The following is a 21559-nucleotide window of genomic DNA, read 5'->3' as shown; positions in this document are numbered from 1 at the left end:
GGGGCCTTAGCTCAGCTGGGAGAGCGCTTCCATGGCATGGAAGAGGTCATCGGTTCGATCCCGTTAGGCTCCACCAAATCTTCTCTCTACCCCCGACATCATCGTAGACCTTTCAGCCGACGCTTCGTATTGCGGTGCGCAATGCCGCCGGCGCGAGCGGCCGCGACGCTGCGTGATGGTGTTGGATGGGACGTGGTTCGGTGTTCATGGCGACGTCCCTCCCTGGCGATCCGATCCCGGCCGACGCGGCCACCCAGAGCCTCCACGATCTCTGCGCCCGCCTGCTGGCCGGCCCCAGCGCCACGGCCGTGCTGGAGGCGTGGTGCCGGGAGCGCGGATTGACCACGACGGATCTCGTCGCTCAGGCGCTGCCCGGCCCCGACACGCCCGTTTCCCTGGCCCAGCGCGAACGCCTGGAGCTGCCGCGCGGGGCGGTGGTGCGCTACCGCCGCGTCCGCCTCGCTTGCGGCCGTCACGTGCTCTCCGAAGCCGAGAACTGGTACGTTCCGGGTCGGCTCACGCCCGCGATGAACCACCTCCTGGAGACGAGCGACACGCCCTTCGGCCGCGTGGTGCATCCCCTCGGCCCCACGCGGCGCAACCTCGATCTGCGCCTGCTCGCCGGGGCCGAGGCGCCAGCGCGCCTCGGCCCGCACGATCCGCTCTTCACGGTCGCGGCGCTGCTCCTGCGCGCCGACGGGCAACCCCTCTGCGAGGTGGCCGAGACCTACACGGCGGCCGTCCTCGCGCGCGGCTGAGGCCGGGTCGCCAGGGGGCTGGCACCCTGCGGGTTCACGGGCTATGCCCCTCGGCCCAGGGACCAGACAGGGCGAGGATCGGCGTGATGGCGTTCAACGGGCGGACAATGCGGCGCATCGGGTACGCGGGACTGATCGGTCTCGCCCTGAACGGTACGGCGCTGGCACAGAAGGGCGCCGACGCCACGGGCCTCTGGCAGACGGAGACCGCCGGCTCGAAGGTACGCATCGCCCGCTGCGGCGCCGGCTATTGCGGCACCCTGGCGAGCACGGCCGGCCCCGGCCTCGACGCCAAGAATCCCGACGCGTCCTTGCGCTCGCGCAATCTGGTCGGCGTCCAGATCATGGATGCCCGCACCCCCAGCGGCGATGCCTTCGAGGGGACGCTCTACAACCCGAACGACGGCAAGACTTATGCGGGCAGCGTGACCATCAAGGGCCCGAACGTCGTCGAGGTCTCGGGCTGCGTGATGAGCGTGTTCTGCAAGCGCCAGACCTGGAAGCGCGTGAACTGAGCCTGTCGGACCGACACAGCGGGCTCCGCGATCGCGATCGCGGAAGCCTCCAGGGTGCGATCAGGCCGACAGGGCCGCCCGAATCGCCTCGATGGCGGCCTGGGCGCCCGCGCCCTCGGGGCCACCGGCCTGGGCCATGTCGCGGCGTCCACCGCCCCCCTTGCCGCCGAGATGCCCGGCGCCGGCCCGCACCAGGGCCACGGCGTCGTAGCGTTCGGTGAGGTCGGAGGTAACTCCGACCACGAGCCCGGCCTTGCCGTCGGGTGCCACGCCCACGATGGCGACGATGCCGGAACCGAGGCGCGTCTTGCCCTCGTCGGCGAGGCTCTTGAGGTCGCGCATCTCGACGCCCTCCACCACCCGCGCCATCACCTTCACGCCGCCGATCTCGGCGATGCAGTCATCGGCGCCGGAACCGGCGCCGCCCATGGCGATCTTCTTGCGGGCATCGGTGAGTTCGCGCTCGAGGCGGCGGCGGTCCTCGATCAGGGCCGCGAGACGATCCGGCACATCCGTCGGCGAGGCCTTCAGCAGCCCGGCGATCTGCGAGAGCGTGCGGCTCTCCTCGGCGCGGTAGCGGCGCGCGGCGTCCGCCGTCAGGGCCTCGATTCGGCGTACACCCGCACCGACCGCGCTCTCGGCGACGACGGAGACCTGTCCGATCTCGCCGGTGCGGCCCGCGTGGGTGCCGCCGCAAAGCTCCACCGAGAAGGCCTTGGTGCGTCCGGTTTCACCGGTCACAGGGGCACCCATGGAGACGACGCGAACCTCGTCGCCGTACTTCTCGCCGAACAGCGCGCGGGCGCCGGAGGCCACGGCCTCGTCCTGCGCCATCAGTTTGGTGACCACGGGCGTGTTCTGCAGGAGCACCGCGTTGGCGATGTCTTCGACGGCGCGGATCTCCGCCTCGTCCATGGGCTTCGGGTGGCTGAAATCGAAGCGTAGGCGCTCGGGCGAGACCAGCGAGCCCTTCTGGGCGACGTGGTCGCCGAGCACTTGGCGCAGGGCCTCGTGCAGCAGGTGGGTCGCGGAATGATTGGCGCGGATCGCGGAGCGCCGGTCATGGTCGACGGCCAGTTCCACCGCCTGGTTCAGCGACAGCGTACCCTCCTCCACCGTGACGTGGTGCACGAAGAGATCGCCGAGCTTCTTCTCCGTGGCGGTGACGCGCGCCTTCAACCCGGAGGCAGACAGGGTGCCGGTATCGCCGACCTGGCCGCCGGACTCGGCGTAGAAGGGGGTCTGATTGACGAGGACGAGGCCGGTCTCGCCCGCCTTCAGGCTCTCGGTCTCGGCCCCGTCGCGCAGCAGCGCGGTGACGATGCCCTCGGCGCCCTCGGTCTCGTAACCGAGGAACTCGGTGGCGCCGACGCGCTCCTTCAGGCCGTACCAGACCGTCTCGGTGGCGGCCTCGCCGGAGCCGGTCCAGGCGGCGCGCGCCGCCTTGCGCTGGCGCTCCATCGCCTGCCCGAACGCGTCCGTGTCGACGCCGATGCCGCGCGCCTTGAGGGCGTCCTGCGTGAGGTCGAGGGGAAAGCCGTAAGTGTCGTAGAGGGTGAAGGCGGTCTCGCCCGAGAGGTTCTGGCCGGAGGAGAGATCGCGGGTTTCCGCGTCGAGGATCGCGAGGCCGCGTTCCAGGGTGCGGCGGAACCGGGTCTCCTCCAGGCGCAGGGTCTCGGCGATGAGACCCTCGGCCCGGGTCAGTTCGGGATAAGCCTGGCCCATCTCGCGCAGCAGCGTCGGGACGAGGCGGTACATCATGGGTTCGCGCGAGCCGAGGAGCTCGGCGTGGCGCATCGCGCGGCGCATGATGCGGCGCAGAACGTACCCGCGGCCTTCGTTGCCCGGCAGCACGCCGTCGGCCACGAGGAAGGATGCGGCGCGAAGATGGTCGGCGATGACCCGGTAGGAGGCTTGGGTGCCGGGCTCCGGCGGCCGGCCGACCGCGTGGGCGACGGCATCGATCAGGGCCCGGAACAGGTCGGTCTCGTAGTTGCTCTTCACCCCCTGGAGGATCGCCGCCATGCGCTCGAGGCCCATGCCGGTGTCGATGGAGGGGCGCGGCAGGGCGAGGCGGTTGCCCGGCTCGATCTGCTCGTACTGCATGAAGACGAGGTTCCAGAATTCGAGGAAGCGGTCGCCGTCCTCGTCCGGCGAGCCGGGCGGGCCGCCGTGGAGGGAGGGGCCCTGGTCGATGAAGATCTCCGAGCAGGGGCCGCAGGGACCGGTATCGCCCATCTGCCAGAAATTGTCGGAGGTGCCGATGCGGATGATGCGGTCGTCGGAGAAGCCCGCGATCTTCCGCCAGAGATCGGCGGCCTCGTCGTCGTCGGCATAGACCGTCACGAGCAGCCGGTCCTTGGAGAGGCCGAACTCCTTGGTGATCAGGTTCCAGGCCAGCTCGATCGCCCGCGGCTTGAAGTAGTCGCCGAAAGAGAAGTTGCCGAGCATCTCGAAGAAGGTGTGGTGCCGGGCGGTGTAGCCGACATTGTCGAGGTCGTTGTGCTTGCCGCCGGCCCGGACGCATTTCTGCGCGGTGGTCGCGCGGTCGTAAGGGCGCTTCTCGACGCCGGTGAAGACGTTCTTGAACTGCACCATGCCGGCGTTGGTGAACATCAGCGTCGGGTCGTTGCGCGGCACGAGCGAGGAGGACGGCACCACTTCGTGGCCGGCCTTGGCGAAGTAGTCGAGGAAGGTCGACCGGATCTCGTTGACGCCGCTCATCGCATCACAACTCTGTCGTAGGGTGCCGCCGGCTTACGGACGCACCGGGCTCGCCCAGGGCGCACATATGCCGCGCGCGGAAAGACCCCGGCTGTCCCGGGATTCCCACGCTGGCGCACTCATAAGGAGCGTTCCGGCGCAAGTCACGGTCGTTTCGCTTTTGCTCACCGCCAAGCTAGGAAGACGTCCCGCCGATCCCAACACGGACATCCCGCCATGCCGGTCGAAATACGACTCCTCGCCTGGTCCTGCCTGCTCGGGCTGGTCCACATCGTCGCCGCCTCCGCGAGCGGGCTGCAGCAGCGCGGCGGCCCCAACTGGGCCTCCGGCAACCGCGAGGGACCGACGCCCCAGGTGACCGGCGCCGCGAGCCGGCTGGAGAAGGCGTCGAAGAACTTCTTCGAGACCTTCCCGATCTTCGCCGCCCTCGTCCTCGCCTGCGTGGCGACGGGCCGGCACAACACCGCCGTAGTGCTCGGCGCCTACCTCTATTTCTTCGCCCGTCTCGTCTACCTGCCGCTCTACGGCTTCGGGGTCCCGAAGGTGCGTTCCCTCGTCTGGTTCGTGTCGATCATCGGTATCCTCTTCGTCCTGTGGGGCCTGTTCATCAAGCTCCTGCCCTACACCCCCTGAGGCGTCGGCGACCGATCCCCCTTCGCTGGCACCATCCCCTTGCACCCTCCCCTTGCCGGCACGCCCGGCAGGCGCATATCGTCGGGGCTCAACCGCCCCGATCATGCGGGCGGACTCCGGGAGACATTCATGCGATCGGTCCTCACCGCGACGCTGCTGGCCGGTTGCGCCGCGCTGGCGCTCACCGCCGGCGCCCTCGCGCAGGGCGCCGCCCCCGCCGAGACCAAGGCGAAGGCCGACGCCCTCGAGAAGCTCACGGGCATGCAGAGCACCGGCACCGCCGAGGCGCCGGAAATCCCCCAGACCGGCCGGCGTGCCGACGCCCTGCGCAAGACGCTCTCGAAGATCAAGCTCCCGGACGATTTCAAGATCGACCTCTACGCCGTGGTGCCGGATGCCCGCTCGATCGCGGTCGGGCCCAACGCGGGCGTGCTGTTCGTCGGCACCCGCAAGAGCAAGGTCTTCACGGTCACGGACCGCGACAAGGACCGGGTCGCCGACGAGGTCCGCGCCTTCGCGCCGGGCATCGACTTCAAGATCCCCAACGGCGTCTGCTTCTCCAAGGACGGCGTCCTCACCATCGTCGAGCAGAACCGGGTCCTGTCCTTCCCGGCCGCCGAATTCTTCTACGAGAGCCCCGACGTCGCCGCCGGCGTGCTGGTCAAGCAGGGCAACCTGATCCCAGCCGCAGAGGAGAGCTACAACCACACAGCTCGGATGTGCCGCGTCGGCCCGGACGGCAAGACCTACATCTCGCTGGGCCAGCCCTACAACGTGCCCCCGGCCGCCAAGCGCGAACTCTACGCGCAGACCGGAATCGGCGGCATCATCCGCATGGATGCCGACGGCAAGAACCGCGAGGTCTACGCCACCGGAATCCGCAACTCGGTGGGCATGGACTTCAATCCCGCCGACAAGGCCCTCTGGTTCACCGACAATCAGGTGGACGGCATGGGCGACGACACGCCCCCCGGCGAGCTCAATCGCATCGCCAAGGCGGGCGAGAACTTCGGCTTCCCGTGGTTCGGCGGTGGGAATGTCCGCACCGTCGAGTACAAGGACGAGGCGCCGCCGAAGGACGTGGTGTTCCCCCAGGCCGAGTTGCCGCCGCACGCGGCCGATCTCGGCATGACCTTCTACAACGGACGCATGTTCCCCGACTCCTACAAGGGCGGCATCTTCACGGCCGAGCACGGCTCCTGGAATCGGACCCAGCCGATCGGCGCGCGGATCATGTTCGTGGCGATCGACAAGGACGGCAAGGCCGGCACGCCGAAGCCCTTCGCGGAAGGCTGGCTCACGGCCGACGGCGAATATCTCGGCCGCCCGACCGACGTCGCGGTTCTCCTCGACGGGTCGCTCCTGGTCTCCGACGACACGGCCGGCGCGATCTACCGGATCTCCTACGAGGGCAAGTAGCATGACGCCCGCTCGTCTCATTGCGGGTTTGCTCTGCGGGCTCGCCGTCGTGTCGACCGAAGCCGGGGCCGGTGACGCGAAGGCCGGCCGCAAGTCCGCCATCGCCTGCCAGACCTGCCACGGCCTCGACGGGGTCTCGAAGCTGCCCGAGGCACCGAACCTCTCCGGACAGGTCGAGCCCTATCTGGTCAAGGCGCTGACAGAGTATCGGGACGGTGTCCGCCGCAACGAGATCATGAACGTGGTGGCCAAACCCCTGAGCGACGGGGAGATCGCCGATCTGGCGGCCTACTACGCGTCGATCCAGGTCGACGTGCTGCCGCCGGGCTAGGTCCCGACCGCGTCACGTGTGGCATCCCGGAACGGGATGCTCGAAACGAGAAAGGCCGCCGGGTACGCCCCGGCGGCCTTTCTTGCGATGGCCCCTTCCGCATCGTGGGCGGAAGGGATGTTCTCAGGCCTCGCCCTCGTCGAGGTCGTCCTCGGTCGGCTTGGCGTTCTCGAGGATCTTCTCGGCGACGAGGCCGGAATTCTGGCGGATCGACGCCTCGATCTTGCCTGCGATCTCGGGGTTGTCGCGCAGGAAGCCCTTCGAGTTCTCGCGGCCCTGGCCGAGGCGCTGGCTCGCATAGGAGAACCAGGCGCCGGATTTCTCGACGATGCCGGCCTTGACCCCGAGGTCGATGAGCTCGCCGACCTTCGAGACGCCCTCGCCGAACATGATGTCGAACTCGACCTGCTTGAAGGGCGGCGCGACCTTGTTCTTCACGACCTTAACGCGGACCTGGTTGCCGATGGCCTCGTCGCGATCCTTCAGGGTCGAGACGCGGCGGATGTCGAGGCGGACCGAGGCGTAGAACTTCAGGGCGTTGCCGCCCGTGGTCGTCTCGGGGCTGCCGTACATCACGCCGATCTTCATGCGGATCTGGTTGATGAAGATGACCATGCACTTGGAGCGCGAGATCGAGCCCGTGAGCTTGCGCAGGGCCTGGCTCATCAGGCGCGCCTGGAGACCGGGCTGACTATCGCCCATCTCGCCCTCGATCTCGGCCCGCGGTGTGAGCGCGGCCACCGAATCCACCACCAGTACGTCGATGGCGCCCGAGCGCACCAGGGTGTCGGTGATCTCCAGGGCCTGCTCGCCGGTGTCGGGCTGCGAGATCAGGAGGTCGTCGAGTTGCACGCCGAGCTTGCGCGCGTAGACCGGGTCGAGGGCGTGCTCGGCATCCACGAAGGCGCAGACGCCGCCCTTCTTCTGGGCTTCCGCGATGGTGTGCAGGGCCAGCGTGGTCTTGCCCGAGGATTCCGGGCCGTAGATCTCGATGACGCGGCCGCGCGGCAGACCGCCGACGCCAAGGGCGATATCGAGCCCGAGCGAACCCGTGGAAATGACCTCGACCTCCGCGACCTTGTCGTTCTTGCCCAGGCGCATGATCGAGCCTTTGCCGAAGGCCCGCTCGATCTGCGACAGCGCGGCGTCGATCGCCTTGGCCTTGTCCTTGTCCACCATCGGGGATTCCACAACTTTCAGCGCGGGCTGGGCCATTCGTCGGCATCCTTATGCATGGGGGAGGAGCAAGGCTCAATGCGCCTCGGATGCCGATTATGTACCCGTTTTGTTCTCAATGAACAAGGCCGGCACACGAAGATTTCGGGGGGGCCGGGTGAATCTTCGTGTGCCGGCGATCGCTAGCGCGCGATCGTTTCCTTCACCGTCTCGACGAGCTGCTTCAGGCTGAACGGCTTGGGCAGGAAGTTGAAGTCCTCGCCGTCCGGCAGGTTCTTGCGGAAGGCGTCCTCGGCGTAGCCGGAGACGAAGATCACCTTGAGGTCGGGGGATTGCTTGCGCAGTTCGCGCAGCAGGGTCGGCCCGTCCATCTCGGGCATCACCACGTCCGACACGACGAGGTCGATGGTCTCCTTGGTCTCGGCGATGATGCGAAGCGCATCGAGGCCGGAGGCCGCTTCCAGCACCGTGTAGCCGCGCGCCGAGAGGGCACGGCTGTTGACGGCGCGCACGGGGTCCTCGTCCTCCACCAGCAGGATCACGCCCTGGCCGGTATGGTCCTGGGCGACCTTGCGCGGCGTGGGCTTGCCGGCCTCGGGCCGTGTCAGCTCCGGCGTTCCCTTCAGCCGGCTCGCCGCAATGGCGGCGCTGCTTTGGCCGGCGGGAGGCGCAAGCGCGATCTCGGGCTCCGGGGCCGGCTCGGCGCTCGGCTCGTGGCGCGGGAAGTAGATCCGGAAGGCAGTGCCCTCCCCCACCGTCGAGCGCACGTCGATGGTGCCGCCGCTCTGCTTGACGATGCCGAACACCGTCGAGAGCCCGAGGCCGGTGCCCTTGCCGATCTCCTTCGTGGTGAAGAACGGCTCGAAGATCTTCTCCATCACGTCGGGCGGGATGCCCTGGCCGGTGTCGAGAACCTCGATCAGAACGTGGTCGCCGGTCGGCATGCCGAGGCGGTTCTCCACCGGCACGGCGTCGTGCGTCACGTTGGCGGTGCGAATGAGCAGGCGCCCGCCCTCCGGCATCGCGTCGCGGGCGTTGACCGCCAGGTTTACGATGACCTGCTCGAACTGGTTCACGTCGGCCTTGATCGGCCAGATGTCGCGTCCGTGCTTGAGGTCGAGGTCGACGCGCTCGCCGAGCAGGCGCTTCAGGAGCAGCGTGAGGTCGGAGAGCGCCTCGCCGACATTCATCACCTCCGGGCGCAGGGTCTGGCGGCGCGAGAACGCGAGCAGCTGGCGCACTAGACTCGCGGCCCGGTTCGCGTTCTGCTTGATCTGCATGATGTCCTGGAAGGCCGGGTCGGTCGGCCTGTGGCTCGCCAGCAGCAGGTCCGAGTAGCCGATGATGGCCTGGAGGACGTTGTTGAAGTCGTGCGCGATGCCGCCGGCGAGCTGGCCCACCGTGTCCATCTTCTGCGCCTGGGCCACCTGCTGTTCGAGCTGGCGCTGGGCCGTGGTGTCGAGGGCGTAGAGGATGACGCGCTCGCGGTCGTTCTTGCCGCTCTCCTCGTCGTCCCGCGGGGTGCCGGCCGGCTCGCCGCCGGCCGGGCTGAGCCAGACCCGGGCCGAGCGCGTGCCCGGACCCGCGAGGGCGATCTCGATCGGCGCCACCTCGACCAGACCGGCCGCCGCCTTGGCGAGCGCGGCCTCGAGACCGGCCCGGTCGCGCTCGGCCACCGCGTCCCACATGGTGGGCTCGCTGTGCAGCTCGTTGCGTCCGTCCGGCAGGGCCTGGCGCGGCAGGCCGCCGAACAGCCGGGCGAAGGAGGTGTTGGCCCGGGCGATGTGTCCGGCCTGGTCCAGGGTCGCGATCGCGATGGGGCTGTTGTTGAGGAAGCGCGCGAGGCGCACCTCGGCGACGCGCTGCGGCTCGTCCGTCTCGGCGCCCGCCGAGCGGTTGAGCACGAAGGTGCGCGAGGGACCGGGCCGGCCGTCCTGGCCGAAGGCGACGCGGTGGTAGAGGCGGGTCGGCAGCGGATGTCCGTTGCGGCGGCGCAGGTCGAGGTCGAAGCGGTCGGTGCGGACCTCGCCGGGCAGGCCCTCGGAGGCGGTGAGCATGTCGGCGCCCGGCGCGATCTCGGGCAGGCGCAGGCCACCCGAGCCGACGGTGGCGAGGTCGTAGCCGAGCCAAGCGGCCAGCGTCGCGTTCATGTAGACGATCGAGCCGGCCGGATCGATCGACAGGAAGCCGGCGGGCGCGTGGTCGAGGTAATCGATCGCGTGCTGGAGTTCCTGGAAGACGTTCTCCTGGCGCTCGCGCTCGTGCGTGATGTCGCTCACCGTCCAGAGGGTGGCGGGCCGGCGCGGCCGCTCGATGGGCCGCACCCCGATCCGGAACCACGCGAAGGCGCGCTCGGGACCGCCGGGCGGCGGCGCCATGCGGATCTCTTCCGAATGGCCGAGCCCGTCGCGGGCGGCCTGGGCCAGGCGGTAGACCGCCTCGGAGACCTCGGGCGAGCCGACGAAGACCCGTTCCACCGGCGGCAGGCTCGCGAAGGTCTCGCCCCCGGCGATGCGCAGGTAGGATTCGTTGGCGTAGATGAGGCGCCCGCCCTCCTCCACCACGATGGCGCCGTCCGGCGCCGCGTCCACGATGGCCTTGGTGATGTCGTCGCGCGCGGTCTGCCCGCCGAGCTGGATCGCCCCGATGGCGAGGGCGAAGAGGCAGAACACGCCCGCCATGGCCAGGAGCGCCAGCAGGCCGAGGATGAGCGGCTGCGCCTGTTCGTTGGCCACGAAGGACAGGCCCACCGCCGCGCCGACGAGGAGCCCCGCCAGCACGAGCAGCAGGCCCACCCGCCCCGGCCGCTCGGAACGATCGATCGCGTTCGACGCGGGCTTACCCGGTCCGCTGAACTCGCCCATCCGCCGCCGATCCACTCCTGATGCCATTCCGGTTAGCGCCCCGCTCGGCGTCGCCACAAGGGCAAACCGGCGCAAGGTGCCGGGAATTCTCATGAAAGAAGGTGCATAAAGGGTGGCGGGCCCGAGCGCGACTCCTCACGCGACGCGACGGCGCAGGCGCATCACGTACCCGATGACTTCCGCCACCGCCCGGTAGTGCTCGGCGGGGATCTCCTGGTCGATCTCCACGGTGGCGTGCAGGGCGCGGGCGAGCGGCGGGTTCTCCAGGATGGGCACGTCGTGCTCCTTGGCGACCGCGCGGATCTTGAGGGCGAGGCTGTCGACGCCCTTGGCGACGCAGATCGGCGCGGCCATGCCGGCCTCGTAGCGCAGGGCCACGGCGTAGTGGGTCGGGTTGGTGACGATGACGGTGGCGTCGGGCACGGCCGCCATCATGCGCTTCTTCACGCGCTGGGCGCGCAACTGCTTCATGCGGCCCTTCACCTCGGGGCTGCCCTCGCTCTCCTTGTGCTCCTGCTTCATCTCCTCCTTGGACATGCGCAGACGCTGGCGCCAGCTGTAACGCTGGTAGAGGGCGTCACCGAGCGCGATGGCGACGAAGACGCAGAGCATGCCGGCCATCATCTTCAGGGCGAGGCCGAGGATCGCCGCCAGGATGGCGATGGGATCGAGGCGCACGAACACCTCGAGCTGGTCGCGCTCGCCCCACAGGATGGTGCCGCCGACGATCCCCACCATGCCGAGCTTGGCCAGCCCCTTAACGAACTGGAACAGCGCCTGCATCCCGAAGATGCGCTTGACCCCGGCCATGGGCGAGATCCGGTCCCATTTGGGTCCGAGCGCCTCGGTGCTGAACACGAACGGGTGCTGCGCGAAGCCCGCCGCGAGCCCGGCCACCACCACGAGGGCCACGGGCACCACCAGCGCCTGCGCGCAGATGATGAGCATGCGGGTGCCCATCTCCGTGTAGGCGGTCGGGTCCGAGGGGACCTGGTGCGCGTTCATCAGGAAGCTGCGCAGGCTCGCCAGGAGCCCTTGCGCGATGGAGCCGGAGGCCATCAGCAGAGCCATGGTGAAGGCGGCCAGGATGAAGAAGGTGTTGATCTCGGGGCTATTGGGGACGTTGCCCTGCTCGATCGCCTTCTCGATCCGCCGTGGGGTCGGGTCTTCGGTCTTGTCCTCCGGATCGGCCTCGTCCGACATCGGATCAGGCCCCCCGGCCCGGGCTCAGCGCCCGGTGAGATCGCCAAGATAGCGCCCCATATCGTCCAGGAAGACGCCCATCATCACGCCGAGGCTGCCGAACAGCACCAGCATGCCGATGAGGACCGAGGCCGGAACGGCCACGAAGAACACCTGCATCTGGGGCATCAGACGCGCCAGCACCCCGAGGCCCACGTTGAACAGGATGCCGAAGGCAATGAAGGGCGCGGCGATCTGCACGCCCAGCGCGAAGCCCCGCGTGACCGCCTTGAGGGCGAGGCTCGCCGCCTCCCCGAGGCCCGGTACCCCGTCCGGCGGCAACAGCACGTAGCTGCGCCCGATCGCCTCCAGGGCCACGTGGTGCAGGTCGCTCGCCATGATCAGCGTGACCCCCAGAAGGGTCAGAAAATTGCCGATCGCCGCCTGCTGTCCGCCCTGCGTCGGATCCACCGTCATGGCGTAGGACAGGCCGAGCTGCTGCGAGATGATCATGCCCCCCGTCTGCAGGGCGGCGAGCAGCATGCGCACGGTCAGCCCGAGCATGAGGCCCACCAGCAACTCGCCGATGAGGAGCGCGATCAGGCCCGGCCCCGCGATGGCGCCGCCCTGCATCGGCAGGAGCGGGCGCACGGTCGGGAACAGGATCAGCGTCAGCAGCAGCGCGAAGGCGAGGCGCAGGCGCGGCGAGACCATCTGCTCGCCGATCCCCGGCATCAGCATCACCAGGGTGCCGATCCGCGCGAAGGTGAGGAGGTAGGCCGCCGCGATGCCCGGCAGGAGGAGGTTCATGGCCTCTCATAGCAGGCTCTAGCCGCCGGACACGATGCGCGCCGCGATGCGCGTCATGTAGCTGCCGAGCGCATCGCCCATGAACGGCAGCGTCAGGAGCAGGGTGGCGAACACCGCTACGATCTTGGGCACGTAGATCAGGGTCTGCTCCTGGATCTGCGTGAGCGCCTGGACCAGGGAGACCACGAGCCCGACCACCAGGGCCACGATCATGCTCGGCCCGGCGACCTTGAGGAAGACGAAGATTCCGTCGCGGGCGACGTCGATGATGGCGAGACCGGTCATGAGGGCGATGTCATCTCGCGGATGGGCGAACGGGATACGAAAGAAGGGGGGGCTGCGGTCGGTCAGGATCGTCGGGCTAGATCTGCATGCGCATGATTTCCTCGTAGGCCGAGATCACGCGGTCTCGCACGGCCACGAGGGTCTGCAGGGCGGTCTCGCTCTCGGCCACGGCGGTGACGACATCGACGACGTTGGCCTTGCCCCCCGCCACCGCCATGGCTTGACCGTCGGCCCGGCGCCCCGCCTCGCCGACGGATTCCAGGGTCGAGGACAGGAGCGACGTGAAGTTCGAGCCCCCGGCCTGCGCGGCCGGCGCGATCTTGGGCGCGCCCTTGGCGCCGATGTTCTGGATCGCCGCGTAGGCGCCGGCAGCGAAGGCGTTGGTGGTCATGGCGGCGGGCTTTCAGGTGGAGCGAGAGTCAGGCCTTGAGGATCTCGAGGGTCTTGGCGACCATCCGGCGGGTCGCCGTGATCATGTTGAGATTGGCCTCGTAGGAGCGCTGGGCCTCGCGCATGTCCATGTTCTCGATCAGCCCGTTGACGTTGGGCATCGCGACCTCGCCCCTGGCGTTGGCGTTCGGGTTGCCGGGTTCGTACTTGGTGCGGAACGGTGCGGTGTCGCGACGGACGCGCCCCGTCTCGATCACGGACGCCCCGGTCTCGCGGTCGACCTGGCTGCGAAAGGTCGGGATCTTGCGGCGGTAGGGCTCGGCGCCGGGGGCGGTGGGCGCCGAATCCGCATTGGCGATGTTCTCGGCGATGACCCGCATCCGGCTCGACTGAGCCTTGAGGCCCGAGGCCGCGCTGGTCAGAGATTTCAGGAAGTCCACGGGGCGCCCTCCGTCCGGTCAGCCGACATCATCGCTCAACGTTTCCCGATGGCGATCTTCAAGGTCTCGAGGCTCTTCTGGTAGAGTGAGGCGGCCATCTGGTAATCCGCCTGGTTTTCGCCGGCCTTCATCATCTCTTCCTCGAGATTGACGCCGTTGCCGCTCGGCCGGATCTCGAAGCCCTTCACCCGGCGCGGGTCGGCGCCCGGCCCCTCCGGCCCTCCGGCGGGTCCGATATGGGCGGCGTTGGTCACCGCGAGGCCCGCGCCCGTGGCGGCGCCCGCGGGCTGCGCGAGACCGCCCCCCGAACGCCCGAGCTCGGGGTTCGCGAGGTCGCGCGGCTTGAAACCGGGCATGTCCGCGTTGGCCACGTTCTCGGCGATCAGTTTCTGGCGGGTCTGGTGCCACTGCATGCGGGTGCGCAGCATGCCGAGGATGGGAAGGTCGGTGACGGACATGGTGGCGACCCCTCCCCACGCCCGGAAGAATCTGCCCGGTGGGACCGGCAAAATCTGCCGCCCCCATGGTTAACGCCGCGTTAAGATCAGCCAGGAGATTGGAGCTTCGGGGTCAGGGCTCGCGCTGCGTCGGCGGGCGGGCCAGTGGGCATTCCGGCGGCGGGGGGACGATCGGGTTCAGGGGTGCGCAGGCGGCCGGTGCCCCGGGCCCAAGCGCATCGTCGCGGGACGCGCGCATCGCGCCCTGGCTCCAGAGCACTCCGACGGTGACCGCTGCCGCGAGGAAAAGCGAGACCGCCGGGCAGGGGATCCAGCGCGGCCCGGTCACGGGTTCAGCCCTCCCGCGCGGGGGATTGGCGATCGCGCCAGAGCGCGTAGGGGTGCTCCGCCTCCGCGACCGGGCGGTGCGATACCCGCATCGGCTGCTTGGCGAGGGGGCGGCACAGCTCGGCGTAGATGCCGGCCCCGAGGAGTCCATACTCCGCACCCTCCTCCGCGCTGAAGGCGAAGTAGGCCTCGCGGATGCCGGACAGGCGCATGGCCGCGTGGCACATCGGGCAGGGCCGACCGCTCGCGTAGACGATGCAGCCCTCGAGCTTCGGTGTGCCGAGGCGGCGGCTGACCTCGCGCAGGGCCACCATCTCGGCGTGATCGGTGGGGTCGTTCGTCAGCGCGATCGTGTTCACCGACCGGGCCAGCACCGTTCCGTCGCGCACGATCACCGCCCCGTAGGGCCGACCGCCCGAGCGGACGTTCTCACGGGCCAGGGCGACGGCATCGCGCAGGTGATCGTCGTGGCGGGCATCTTCTGGGGGCACGGGTCCGGTCTCCCTCAAACTCTTCGGGACGCCAACGCGGCGGCACCCGCGCGGGGTCCCGATCCGAGACCCGCTTCGGGTTTCGCCGTGCGGCCGACCCTATCCCGCGCGGATCATCCGGATTCGAGGCGCGTCTCGTCTCCACCCCGGAAAAACGGCCCGGCCGCAGGCCTGCGATCGGAGCGAGCGGCGGGCCTCGACGGTCGGGCAAGCCCTTGTTGCGCCGGAGCGACCCGGACCCCGCAAAGGAGCTGTTAACGAAGTCTTAACGTTATTGCCCCGCACCGGCGGTGCCATGATACTGAAACGACGTGTGTTGCGTCGGGCCACGAGCCCCTAAAAGCGAGAGACCCTGGTCTTGTCATCGTTCTTCAGCTCGGATGGCCCCTTCTCCCTTCAGTTCGCGATCATCTTTGCGATCATCTTCCTGGTTCTGGCGGCGGGCCTCCTCGTGCTGCGGCGCTTCACCGGACGCGGCACCGACTTCGCGAGCAAGACCGCGGCACGCGGGCGCCAGCCGCGCCTTGGAATTGTGGACATCTACGAACTGGATCGGCAGCGTCAGCTGATCCTCCTGCGGCGCGACAACGTCGAGCACCTGCTTCTCGTCGGCGGCCCCAACGACGTCGTGGTCGAACGAAACATCACGCGCGGCATGAACGCCCGGCTGGCGACCGAAGAGACCGCCTACGACGAGCCCGCCGATCCCGTTCAGGACATGGTCGCGCCGATCGCGCAGCGCCCCGGCCCGCAGGTGGACTTTCCTCAGGCCTCGCCGCCGCAGGCCCTGCCGCCCCAGGGGTCGGCCATGGGCTATCGCGAGCCGAGCTTCGAGATGCCCGTCGTGATCCCGGCACCCATGCCCGGATCCGAGGCGATCCCCGCCGTCGCGCGGCCCCTTGACCTACCGCCGCAGCCGGCCCCCGAAGACCTGTTCCGCCCCGCCCCGCCGAGCGAAACGCCGCCCCGCAAGGAATCGCAGCTCGCGCGGGTGATCCGCCGGGCACCGCCGTCCCTCGTCAATCTCGTACCCGCCGCCCTCGCCGAGCGGGTCCGGATGCCTGTAAGCCAGCCGGAGCCGGCACCCGCGCCTATCCCCGAGGCGCCCGCTCCGGTGGTCGCCCCCCCCGCCACCCGGGCGATCGACGCCGCGATCCTGTCCGACATGGCCCGGCAGTTGGAGGAGGCCCTGCGCCGGCCCTCGGCGGCGGTGCGTCCCGCCGCGCCCGCGCCCATGCCGTCCGAAGCCCCGCATCAGCCGGACACCCCACATGCGGCCGAAGCCGGGCATCAGTCCGAACCTCCGGCGCAGCCCGAGCCCGAGCCGGTTTCGCATGACGCCGCTCAGACCGCCTTCGCACCGCCGCCCGAGCCCGTCCTCGCCTCTGCGCCCGATCATCCGCGACCTGCGGAGTCGGTCGACCCGATTGCCGCCGCGATGGCCGCCACCGCCGCGCAGCCCGAGCCCACGCCCGAACAGGCGTTGGACGAGAGCCTGTTCCGCGAAGCCGAACCCGCGACGCATTCCGCCATGCAGGAGCCCGAGCCGTCGGAACCGGTCTTCGTCGATCTCCCCGCGCCGGAGGCTCCCGTCGCGGTGACGCCCTACGAGGAGCCGGTGATCCACGCCGCAGTTGCGGATGCGCCTCGAATGGAGGAACCGGTGCCCGCCCCGCCCCTGGCCGAGGCCCCCCTGCCGACCCCCCCTGAGTCGCCTGTTCCCGCCCCTGCCCCCGCGAGCCCGAATCCCTTCTCGGTGGAGGAAATCGAGGCCGAGTTCGCTCGTCTGCTCGGACGCCCCCTCGACCGCAAGCATTAGGCGCGTGCGGCGCGAAGGGGGTGCGCGCCGGGGCCCGGGTGATAAGAGAAGCGCGCGGCCGAGCCGCGTCGCACCTACCGGAATCGGCATGACACCCGCCCTGTACCGCTCGAATCGCTTCCTGCGCCGAACCTTCGCGCCGTCGATCCTCGCCGGGGCGGGCCTGTCCCTGGCGACGGGTGCCGCGCACGCCCAGAGCCTTTCGGTCGATCTCGGCACCGGCGGTGTCACCGAGCGCGCGCTTCAGCTCGTCGCGCTCCTCACCGTCCTGGCGCTCGCCCCTTCGGTCCTCGTGATGGCGACGTCCTTCACGCGGATTATCGTGGTGCTGTCGATCCTGCGCTCGGCGCTCGGCACGCAGAGCGCGCCGCCCAACGCGGTCATCACCAGTCTGGCGCTGTTTCTCACCGCCTTCGTGATGGCGCCGGTGGGGCGGGAGGCCTACCGCACCGGCATCGAGCCGCTGATCGCCGGGCAGATCACCCAGAGCGTCGCCTTCGAGCGCGCCTCGGCCCCGTTCAAGACCTTCATGCTGCGAAACGTCCGCGAGAAGGACCTCAAGCTCTTCCTCGACATGGCCAAGGCTCCCCTGCCGGCCGGACCCGAGGCCGTCGGGCTCGAAGTCCTCACCCCCGCCTTCATGATCTCGGAACTGCGCCGGGCCTTCGAGATCGGCTTCCTGCTGTTCATTCCGTTCCTGATCATCGACCTCGTGGTGGCCTCGATCCTGATGGCGGTGGGCATGATGATGGTGCCGCCGGCCACCGTCGCCCTGCCCTTCAAGCTGATCTTCTTCGTCCTGGTGGACGGCTGGACCCTGGTGGCCGGGTCGCTGATCCAGAGCTACGGCGTCTGAGCAGGGCTCCCCGTCGGCAGAAGCACCCTTCAAAAGCAAAAGGGCGCCCCCTGGGGGCGCCCTCACGTGTCCATCCCGTATCGCGGCGCGGATCAGCGCTCCAGGTAGCTCTTCAGGGTGGTGATGCGGCTGCCCACGAGACGCACGGCCCGCTTCAGGCGGTCCTCGGAAACGCCGAGGCGTGAGGCCATCGTGCTGCGCTGCTGGCTGTCGTAGATGTCGAGATGGGTCTTGCCGGACTTCGAATCGAGAGGTTCCGTGAGCATGGCGAAGCCTTTGATGTGCGGGGCGCGTCGGGGTCGCCGCAATAAGGGATGCGATTGGATTGAGAACGTCGCCTCCGCGCTTTTGTTGCCGCGACACGACGCGAATTTCACGAATCGTGAGAGGCTTTTACGCCGCAGCATCACGGGCCCGTGCGTGGATGCGTCCGGTACTTCAGCCGGGCGGGGTCGCGGGTCCTTGCGCGTCGGCGCGGGCATCCGCATCGCGCTTGGCCGGCGCCGGCACGGCGCTCTCGGGGTAGCGCTTGCGATATTCCGACAGGAAGGCCTGCAGGGTCTCGGCGCTGGTCGCCTTCTGGGCGATCTCGCGGAAGCCGGCGGTGCGCACGGCGTTGGCCTGGGTGAGGAGCGCGAAGGTGCGGGCATCGACGCTCTCGGCCATGGGGCCGGCGAACTTCGCCCGCAGGCGTTCGAGGCCGAGGGTCTCGCCCGCGAGCCCGTACGCGATGGCGGTGCGGAGAATGTCGGTGCGGGCGGTGTCGTCGAGGGGCGCGCGCCGGCGCCAGGCCTCGCCCACCAGGGCCTCGTGCGCCTCGCCAGCCTCCCGCCAGCGCCGCCCGGTCCAGAGGATGTCGGCGCGCAGGCGGGCCGCATCCGTGCCGGGCTCGCCCTCGATGGTCTCCAGGGCGAGGTCGGTGCGCGACAGGTCCGAGAGCGCCCTTGCGCGCAGGAGGGAGCGCGCCCGGCGCAAGTCCTCGGGCAGTTCCGGCAGATAGGTCGCGTCGAGGCTCTGGAGCGCCTGGAGCGGCTTGTCGTCCATCAGCCGGATCGCGGCGAGGCGCGCGGCCACGCTCGCCCGGCTCGCGCCCTGCAGGCGATGGTCGACCTGATGCTGCAGGAGTTCGCCGGCCGAATCGAGCAGATCCAGTTCCACCAGCCGGTCCGCGAGGCGCCGCACGATCTCGTCGCCGCGTCGCCCGATCGGGGCGAAGTCCTTGAAGTCGAAATACAGCGCCAGGGCCTCGATGCCGGTGAGCTTCGAGCTCCGCTCGCCGAGGAAGAGGTCGTCGAACAGGCCCTGCGCCAGATCGTGCACCTCCCGCACCAGGGCCGTGTCCCGGCCCATGGCGTCGGCGCGCCGCGCGGTCAGGAATGCCTGGCGCCAGCGGCCGCCCTCGACATAGAGCTTGGCCAGGCTCGCGATGGTCCGGGCCTCGAGGTCGCCGCCGTGCCAGGACAGGGCCAGCACCTCGAGCCGGTCGATGGCCTCCGCCACCGGGATCTTGCCCGCAGCGTGGCCCAGCATCGTCGCGCGCAGCCGCGCTGCCGCGGCAATGCCGGGTTCGGTGCTCCCGCTCAGCCGCTCGTAGGCGTCGAGGGCGGCGACGGTCTGTCCGGTGACCTCGTCGATCCGGGCGCGCAGGAGGGCGAGGTTTTCCTGGATCGGCCGGTCGGCGCCCCGGCTCGCGGCGATGATCTGCCGGTTCGCCGCATCCCAGTCGCCGGTCTCGATCGCGGCCTCTGCCGCGCCTGTCCGCAACAGGGACTGAAGGTCGTCGGGGTAGCGGTCGAGCACGCCCGCCGCCGCCCGGAACGCGGTGTCGGCGTTCGACCAGCGGCCCTCCACGGCATCGAGATAAGCCTGCCACAGGCGCGCTTCCGGGTCGTTCCGGAGGATCTCGCTGGTGAGACCGCCGCGGGCATCCCCGATCCGCCCCATCAGCGCGTGACCGATGACGGTGAGCATCGCAACGTCGCGCTGTCCGGCCAGAACCGGATCCTCGCCGGCCGCGGCCTTCAACACGCCGAGACCCTCGATCGCCAGGCGGTTGGAGAGAAGGCTGCGCGCCAGCATCATCCGAAGCGGACCGCGTGCGGCGCGGGGCGCGTCGGCAGCGGCCTGAAGCTGATCGCGGAGCAATTCGCGCACGTCCCCGCGCTGGGCCGCCTCCCAGGGACCCCTCTCGATGGCGAGATCGCTCAGGACGCCGAGGGGGCCTTCGGCGGCGCGGGCCACGCCCGAGACGGCCATGCCGGCGTCCCGGCCGATGGCGACGCCGTCGACGTCGGGGCGCACGAGGAGGTCGTCGGCCTGGGCCAGCACGGCGACGCCCTGCCGGCTCGGCAACAGTTCGAAATCGACGAAGACCTGCCGCTTCGGGATGCCGGCCGGCTTCGGACCGTAGCCCGACACCACCGCGATGCGCTCGCCGTCGAGGTCGAGCCAGGAGGCCGCTCCCGGGCGCGGGAGGTGGATGGAGACCGCGATGCGACCCGCCGCGTCCGTGGTGCGGATCGCCGCGAGGGATTCGCTCGCCGCGAGGTTCTCGCTGGCCACGAGTTCCCAGCCGGTGGGCGCGTCCGGCGGCCCGGCGGGGACGAGGTCGAACAGGCGGTCGCGGGGCACGGGGAAGCGCAGCACCGTGACGCGGCCCTGCTTCAGCGGCGGGCCCAGGGTCGCGAGGAGCGCGTCCCCGACCGGCACGGCGACCGTCTCGGCGGTCTCGAAGACGAGGTTGGCGATGCCGGCCCGCTCGAACAGGGCGGCGGGGGGCATGCGCTGGAACGGGAACACGAGCCCGGGCCCCGACGGGCGCTGGACGACCGGTTCGGAGGGCGGCCTCGCACGCGTCTCGATTCCGGCCGCGCCACGCGGGCGCGACGCCTCGGCCGGTTTCGCCCCATCGGCGCCGGCCTTCTGCGAAGCGGCGATCGCCTCGCCGCCCGCCTTGTCCGGCGCCGCGCCGTCCTGAGCGGTCTTGTCCTGTCCCGACTTGGCCTTGTCCGGCGCCGGCACGCGGGCGACATCGACCGTGACGCCGTCCTCGTCGCGGAAGGTGCGGATCTCGTAGCCGGGCGCCGGGGTCACGAGGAGGCGCGGACCGGCGGGATCGGCCTCGACCTGAAGGGACTCGATGGCGGGCTTCAGCCGGCCACGGGTGGCGGCGTCGTCGATCCGCCAGGCGCCCGGCACGGTCACGCGGGTCGCCGGCCCCACGGTGTCGAAGGGCGACGTGGTCCCGGGGGGCAGACGCAGGCTGAGCCGGGTCAGGGTCGGAAGCTGAGCGAGTTCGAGGCGCAGCGGCGTCGGCTCGACCGGCGGGCGCGCCGCCTTCAGGGCGAGTTCCGCCGCGCGGGTCCGCCGGAACAACTCGGCCACGACCTCGGGCGGCAGGGCCGGCGGCAGCCCGGCCCAGTCCTGCGGCAGGAGATCGACGAAGACGGTCTCGCCCGCCTCCTGAACGTTGACGCGGTAGGGCCTCTGGAGGGCGAGGCGCAAGCCGGTCCCGTCGGGATCGCGCCGGACCGCGGAGACGTAATCCGGCATCTCGAAGGCGATACGCTCGGCGGCGGCACCCGAGCGCTCCGAAAAGCTCAGCACCAGCACGGAACCGGAGACCCGCGCCTTGACGGAGACCGCGCTGTCGAAGCTGAGCACGATGCGTCCGTAGCGCTCGGCCTGGGCACCTTTGATGCCGGTCAGGCGCGCCGCTTCGGCGGAACCGCCGCACCACAGGCTCCCGGCGACCAGCGATGCCGCGAACAGGCCGGTCCAGGGCCGACGCCGTCGTATCGCGGGACCGGCACGCAGAACCATCGCAGGATACGCCAACCCCGATCGGCGGACGGTCCCTCCACGGGGCCTGCCGCCGGACGCTACAAGTTCCGCTACTCTCCCCCGTCGCGGCTAACGCGCGCTTAATGCGCCGGATCGGCGCGGGTCACCGCTTGGCGAAGAGGCGCGGGATGGTGCGGCCGGTCTCGCCGAAATTCTCCGCCGCACGGGTGCAGTTCGCCGGGATGTCCCGGGCATAGACATCCGCATAGGCCAGCGCCCGCAGATGGAGGTCGCCGGC

19 protein-coding genes and 1 tRNA gene are annotated in these 21559 nt (G+C 70.0%); 8 read left to right on the top strand and 12 right to left on the bottom strand.

Annotated features, from left to right (window positions below; genetic code table 11):
* The 3 genes from K2X24_RS01565 (at window position 1) to K2X24_RS01555 (ending at window position 1273) form a co-directional block, all read left to right on the top strand.
* Window positions 1–76: transfer RNA gene (locus K2X24_RS01565), tRNA-Ala, on the top strand.
* Window positions 77–206: 130 nt separating this feature from the next.
* On the top strand, window positions 207–758 hold the full coding sequence (locus K2X24_RS01560; protein WP_292494019.1) for a hypothetical protein: 552 nt from the start codon (window positions 207–209) through the stop codon (window positions 756–758).
* 86 nt (window positions 759–844) lie between these two features.
* A complete protein-coding gene (locus K2X24_RS01555) occupies window positions 845–1273 on the top strand; it encodes a DUF2147 domain-containing protein (RefSeq protein WP_292494017.1) in 429 nt (142 codons plus the stop codon).
* Between the two features lie 60 nt (window positions 1274–1333).
* Here the strand turns inward: K2X24_RS01555 and alaS are convergent, their stop codons facing one another.
* The gene (gene alaS / locus K2X24_RS01550; protein ID WP_292494015.1) at window positions 1334–3997 is read right to left on the bottom strand and encodes an alanine--tRNA ligase; all 2664 of its coding nucleotides are present in this window, start codon (window positions 3995–3997) and stop codon (window positions 1334–1336) included.
* Between the two features lie 216 nt (window positions 3998–4213).
* On the opposite strand from alaS, the gene K2X24_RS01545 reads away from it, so the two are divergent.
* The 3 genes from K2X24_RS01545 to K2X24_RS01535 all read left to right on the top strand — a co-directional run bounded on the left by K2X24_RS01545 (window position 4214) and on the right by K2X24_RS01535 (window position 6380).
* Window positions 4214–4630 (top strand): MAPEG family protein, encoded by a 417-nt coding sequence (locus tag K2X24_RS01545; protein ID WP_292494013.1) that lies wholly within the window; start codon window positions 4214–4216, stop codon window positions 4628–4630.
* Between the two features lie 129 nt (window positions 4631–4759).
* Window positions 4760–6049: a PQQ-dependent sugar dehydrogenase gene (locus tag K2X24_RS01540; RefSeq protein WP_292494011.1), complete on the top strand. Its 1290-nt coding sequence runs from the start codon at window positions 4760–4762 to the stop codon at window positions 6047–6049.
* Window position 6050: 1 nt separating this feature from the next.
* Entirely contained in the window at window positions 6051–6380 is a 330-nt protein-coding gene (locus tag K2X24_RS01535) for a cytochrome c (protein ID WP_292494010.1), read from the top strand.
* A gap of 123 nt (window positions 6381–6503) precedes the next feature.
* On the opposite strand, the gene recA is transcribed toward K2X24_RS01535, so the two are convergent.
* From recA to K2X24_RS01490, 9 genes are all read right to left on the bottom strand, one after another.
* On the bottom strand, window positions 6504–7595 hold the full coding sequence (gene recA / locus K2X24_RS01530) for a recombinase RecA (protein WP_292494008.1): 1092 nt from the start codon (window positions 7593–7595) through the stop codon (window positions 6504–6506).
* A gap of 143 nt (window positions 7596–7738) precedes the next feature.
* Entirely contained in the window at window positions 7739–10420 is a 2682-nt protein-coding gene (gene cckA / locus K2X24_RS01525) for a cell cycle histidine kinase CckA (RefSeq protein WP_292494006.1), read from the bottom strand.
* A gap of 135 nt (window positions 10421–10555) precedes the next feature.
* Window positions 10556–11623 (bottom strand): flagellar biosynthesis protein FlhB, encoded by a 1068-nt coding sequence (flhB, locus tag K2X24_RS01520; RefSeq protein ID WP_292494004.1) that lies wholly within the window; start codon window positions 11621–11623, stop codon window positions 10556–10558.
* A gap of 24 nt (window positions 11624–11647) precedes the next feature.
* Window positions 11648–12412 (bottom strand): flagellar biosynthetic protein FliR, encoded by a 765-nt coding sequence (gene fliR / locus K2X24_RS01515; protein WP_292494002.1) that lies wholly within the window; start codon window positions 12410–12412, stop codon window positions 11648–11650.
* A gap of 18 nt (window positions 12413–12430) precedes the next feature.
* Window positions 12431–12697, bottom strand: coding sequence for a flagellar biosynthesis protein FliQ (gene fliQ / locus K2X24_RS01510; RefSeq protein WP_292493999.1), 267 nt, complete (start codon window positions 12695–12697; stop codon window positions 12431–12433).
* A gap of 76 nt (window positions 12698–12773) precedes the next feature.
* Entirely contained in the window at window positions 12774–13088 is a 315-nt protein-coding gene (gene fliE, locus K2X24_RS01505) for a flagellar hook-basal body complex protein FliE (protein WP_292493998.1), read from the bottom strand.
* A gap of 28 nt (window positions 13089–13116) precedes the next feature.
* Window positions 13117–13527 carry a flagellar basal body rod protein FlgC gene (flgC, locus tag K2X24_RS01500; RefSeq protein ID WP_292493996.1) on the bottom strand — a complete coding sequence of 137 codons (411 nt, stop codon included), beginning with the start codon at window positions 13525–13527 and terminating at the stop codon, window positions 13117–13119.
* 35 nt (window positions 13528–13562) lie between these two features.
* Complete coding sequence (gene flgB / locus K2X24_RS01495; RefSeq protein ID WP_292493994.1) at window positions 13563–13985, bottom strand: flagellar basal body rod protein FlgB; 423 nt, start codon at window positions 13983–13985, stop codon at window positions 13563–13565.
* 332 nt (window positions 13986–14317) lie between these two features.
* Complete coding sequence (locus K2X24_RS01490; RefSeq protein WP_292493992.1) at window positions 14318–14803, bottom strand: nucleoside deaminase; 486 nt, start codon at window positions 14801–14803, stop codon at window positions 14318–14320.
* Between the two features lie 358 nt (window positions 14804–15161).
* Here K2X24_RS01490 and K2X24_RS01485 point away from each other — a divergent pair, with 358 nt between their 5' ends.
* Both K2X24_RS01485 and fliP read left to right on the top strand, forming a co-directional pair.
* Window positions 15162–16622, top strand: coding sequence for a hypothetical protein (locus tag K2X24_RS01485; RefSeq protein ID WP_292493991.1), 1461 nt, complete (start codon window positions 15162–15164; stop codon window positions 16620–16622).
* 88 nt (window positions 16623–16710) lie between these two features.
* Window positions 16711–17478, top strand: a complete 768-nt coding sequence (gene fliP / locus K2X24_RS01480; RefSeq protein ID WP_292493989.1) for a flagellar type III secretion system pore protein FliP — start codon at window positions 16711–16713, stop codon at window positions 17476–17478.
* Window positions 17479–17570: 92 nt separating this feature from the next.
* Here fliP and K2X24_RS01475 read toward each other — a convergent pair whose 3' ends face one another.
* Together K2X24_RS01475 and K2X24_RS01470 are read right to left on the bottom strand one after the other, a co-directional pair.
* A complete protein-coding gene (locus K2X24_RS01475; RefSeq protein ID WP_238279432.1) occupies window positions 17571–17744 on the bottom strand; it encodes a DUF3606 domain-containing protein in 174 nt (57 codons plus the stop codon).
* 172 nt (window positions 17745–17916) lie between these two features.
* A complete protein-coding gene (locus K2X24_RS01470) occupies window positions 17917–21300 on the bottom strand; it encodes a hypothetical protein (protein ID WP_292493986.1) in 3384 nt (1127 codons plus the stop codon).
* Between the last annotated feature and the right edge of the window lie 259 nt (window positions 21301–21559).

The sequence above is a fragment of the Methylobacterium sp. genome (assembly GCF_019750675.1).
In the GTDB taxonomy this organism is placed as follows: Bacteria; Pseudomonadota; Alphaproteobacteria; order Rhizobiales; family Beijerinckiaceae; genus Methylobacterium.
This window is presented reverse-complemented; position numbering and strand designations above follow the sequence as displayed.

What these genes read in the sequence shown, in the direction of transcription:
- flgB (WP_292493994.1), bottom strand. Translation starts at nt 13,985, where the DNA reads ATGTCCGTCACCGACCTTCCCATCCTCGGCATGCTGCGCACCCGCATG.
- alaS (WP_292494015.1), bottom strand. Translation starts at nt 3,997, where the DNA reads ATGAGCGGCGTCAACGAGATCCGGTCGACCTTCCTCGACTACTTCGCC.
- fliQ (WP_292493999.1), bottom strand. Translation starts at nt 12,697, where the DNA reads ATGACCGGTCTCGCCATCATCGACGTCGCCCGCGACGGAATCTTCGTC.
- K2X24_RS01475 (WP_238279432.1), bottom strand. Translation starts at nt 17,744, where the DNA reads ATGCTCACGGAACCTCTCGATTCGAAGTCCGGCAAGACCCATCTCGAC.
- K2X24_RS01535 (WP_292494010.1), top strand. Translation starts at nt 6,051, where the DNA reads ATGACGCCCGCTCGTCTCATTGCGGGTTTGCTCTGCGGGCTCGCCGTC.
- K2X24_RS01545 (WP_292494013.1), top strand. Translation starts at nt 4,214, where the DNA reads ATGCCGGTCGAAATACGACTCCTCGCCTGGTCCTGCCTGCTCGGGCTG.
- K2X24_RS01540 (WP_292494011.1), top strand. Translation starts at nt 4,760, where the DNA reads ATGCGATCGGTCCTCACCGCGACGCTGCTGGCCGGTTGCGCCGCGCTG.
- fliR (WP_292494002.1), bottom strand. Translation starts at nt 12,412, where the DNA reads ATGAACCTCCTCCTGCCGGGCATCGCGGCGGCCTACCTCCTCACCTTC.
- K2X24_RS01555 (WP_292494017.1), top strand. Translation starts at nt 845, where the DNA reads ATGGCGTTCAACGGGCGGACAATGCGGCGCATCGGGTACGCGGGACTG.
- recA (WP_292494008.1), bottom strand. Translation starts at nt 7,595, where the DNA reads ATGGCCCAGCCCGCGCTGAAAGTTGTGGAATCCCCGATGGTGGACAAG.
- fliP (WP_292493989.1), top strand. Translation starts at nt 16,711, where the DNA reads ATGACACCCGCCCTGTACCGCTCGAATCGCTTCCTGCGCCGAACCTTC.
- cckA (WP_292494006.1), bottom strand. Translation starts at nt 10,420, where the DNA reads ATGGGCGAGTTCAGCGGACCGGGTAAGCCCGCGTCGAACGCGATCGAT.
- fliE (WP_292493998.1), bottom strand. Translation starts at nt 13,088, where the DNA reads ATGACCACCAACGCCTTCGCTGCCGGCGCCTACGCGGCGATCCAGAAC.
- K2X24_RS01470 (WP_292493986.1), bottom strand. Translation starts at nt 21,300, where the DNA reads ATGGTTCTGCGTGCCGGTCCCGCGATACGACGGCGTCGGCCCTGGACC.
- K2X24_RS01560 (WP_292494019.1), top strand. Translation starts at nt 207, where the DNA reads ATGGCGACGTCCCTCCCTGGCGATCCGATCCCGGCCGACGCGGCCACC.
- flhB (WP_292494004.1), bottom strand. Translation starts at nt 11,623, where the DNA reads ATGTCGGACGAGGCCGATCCGGAGGACAAGACCGAAGACCCGACCCCA.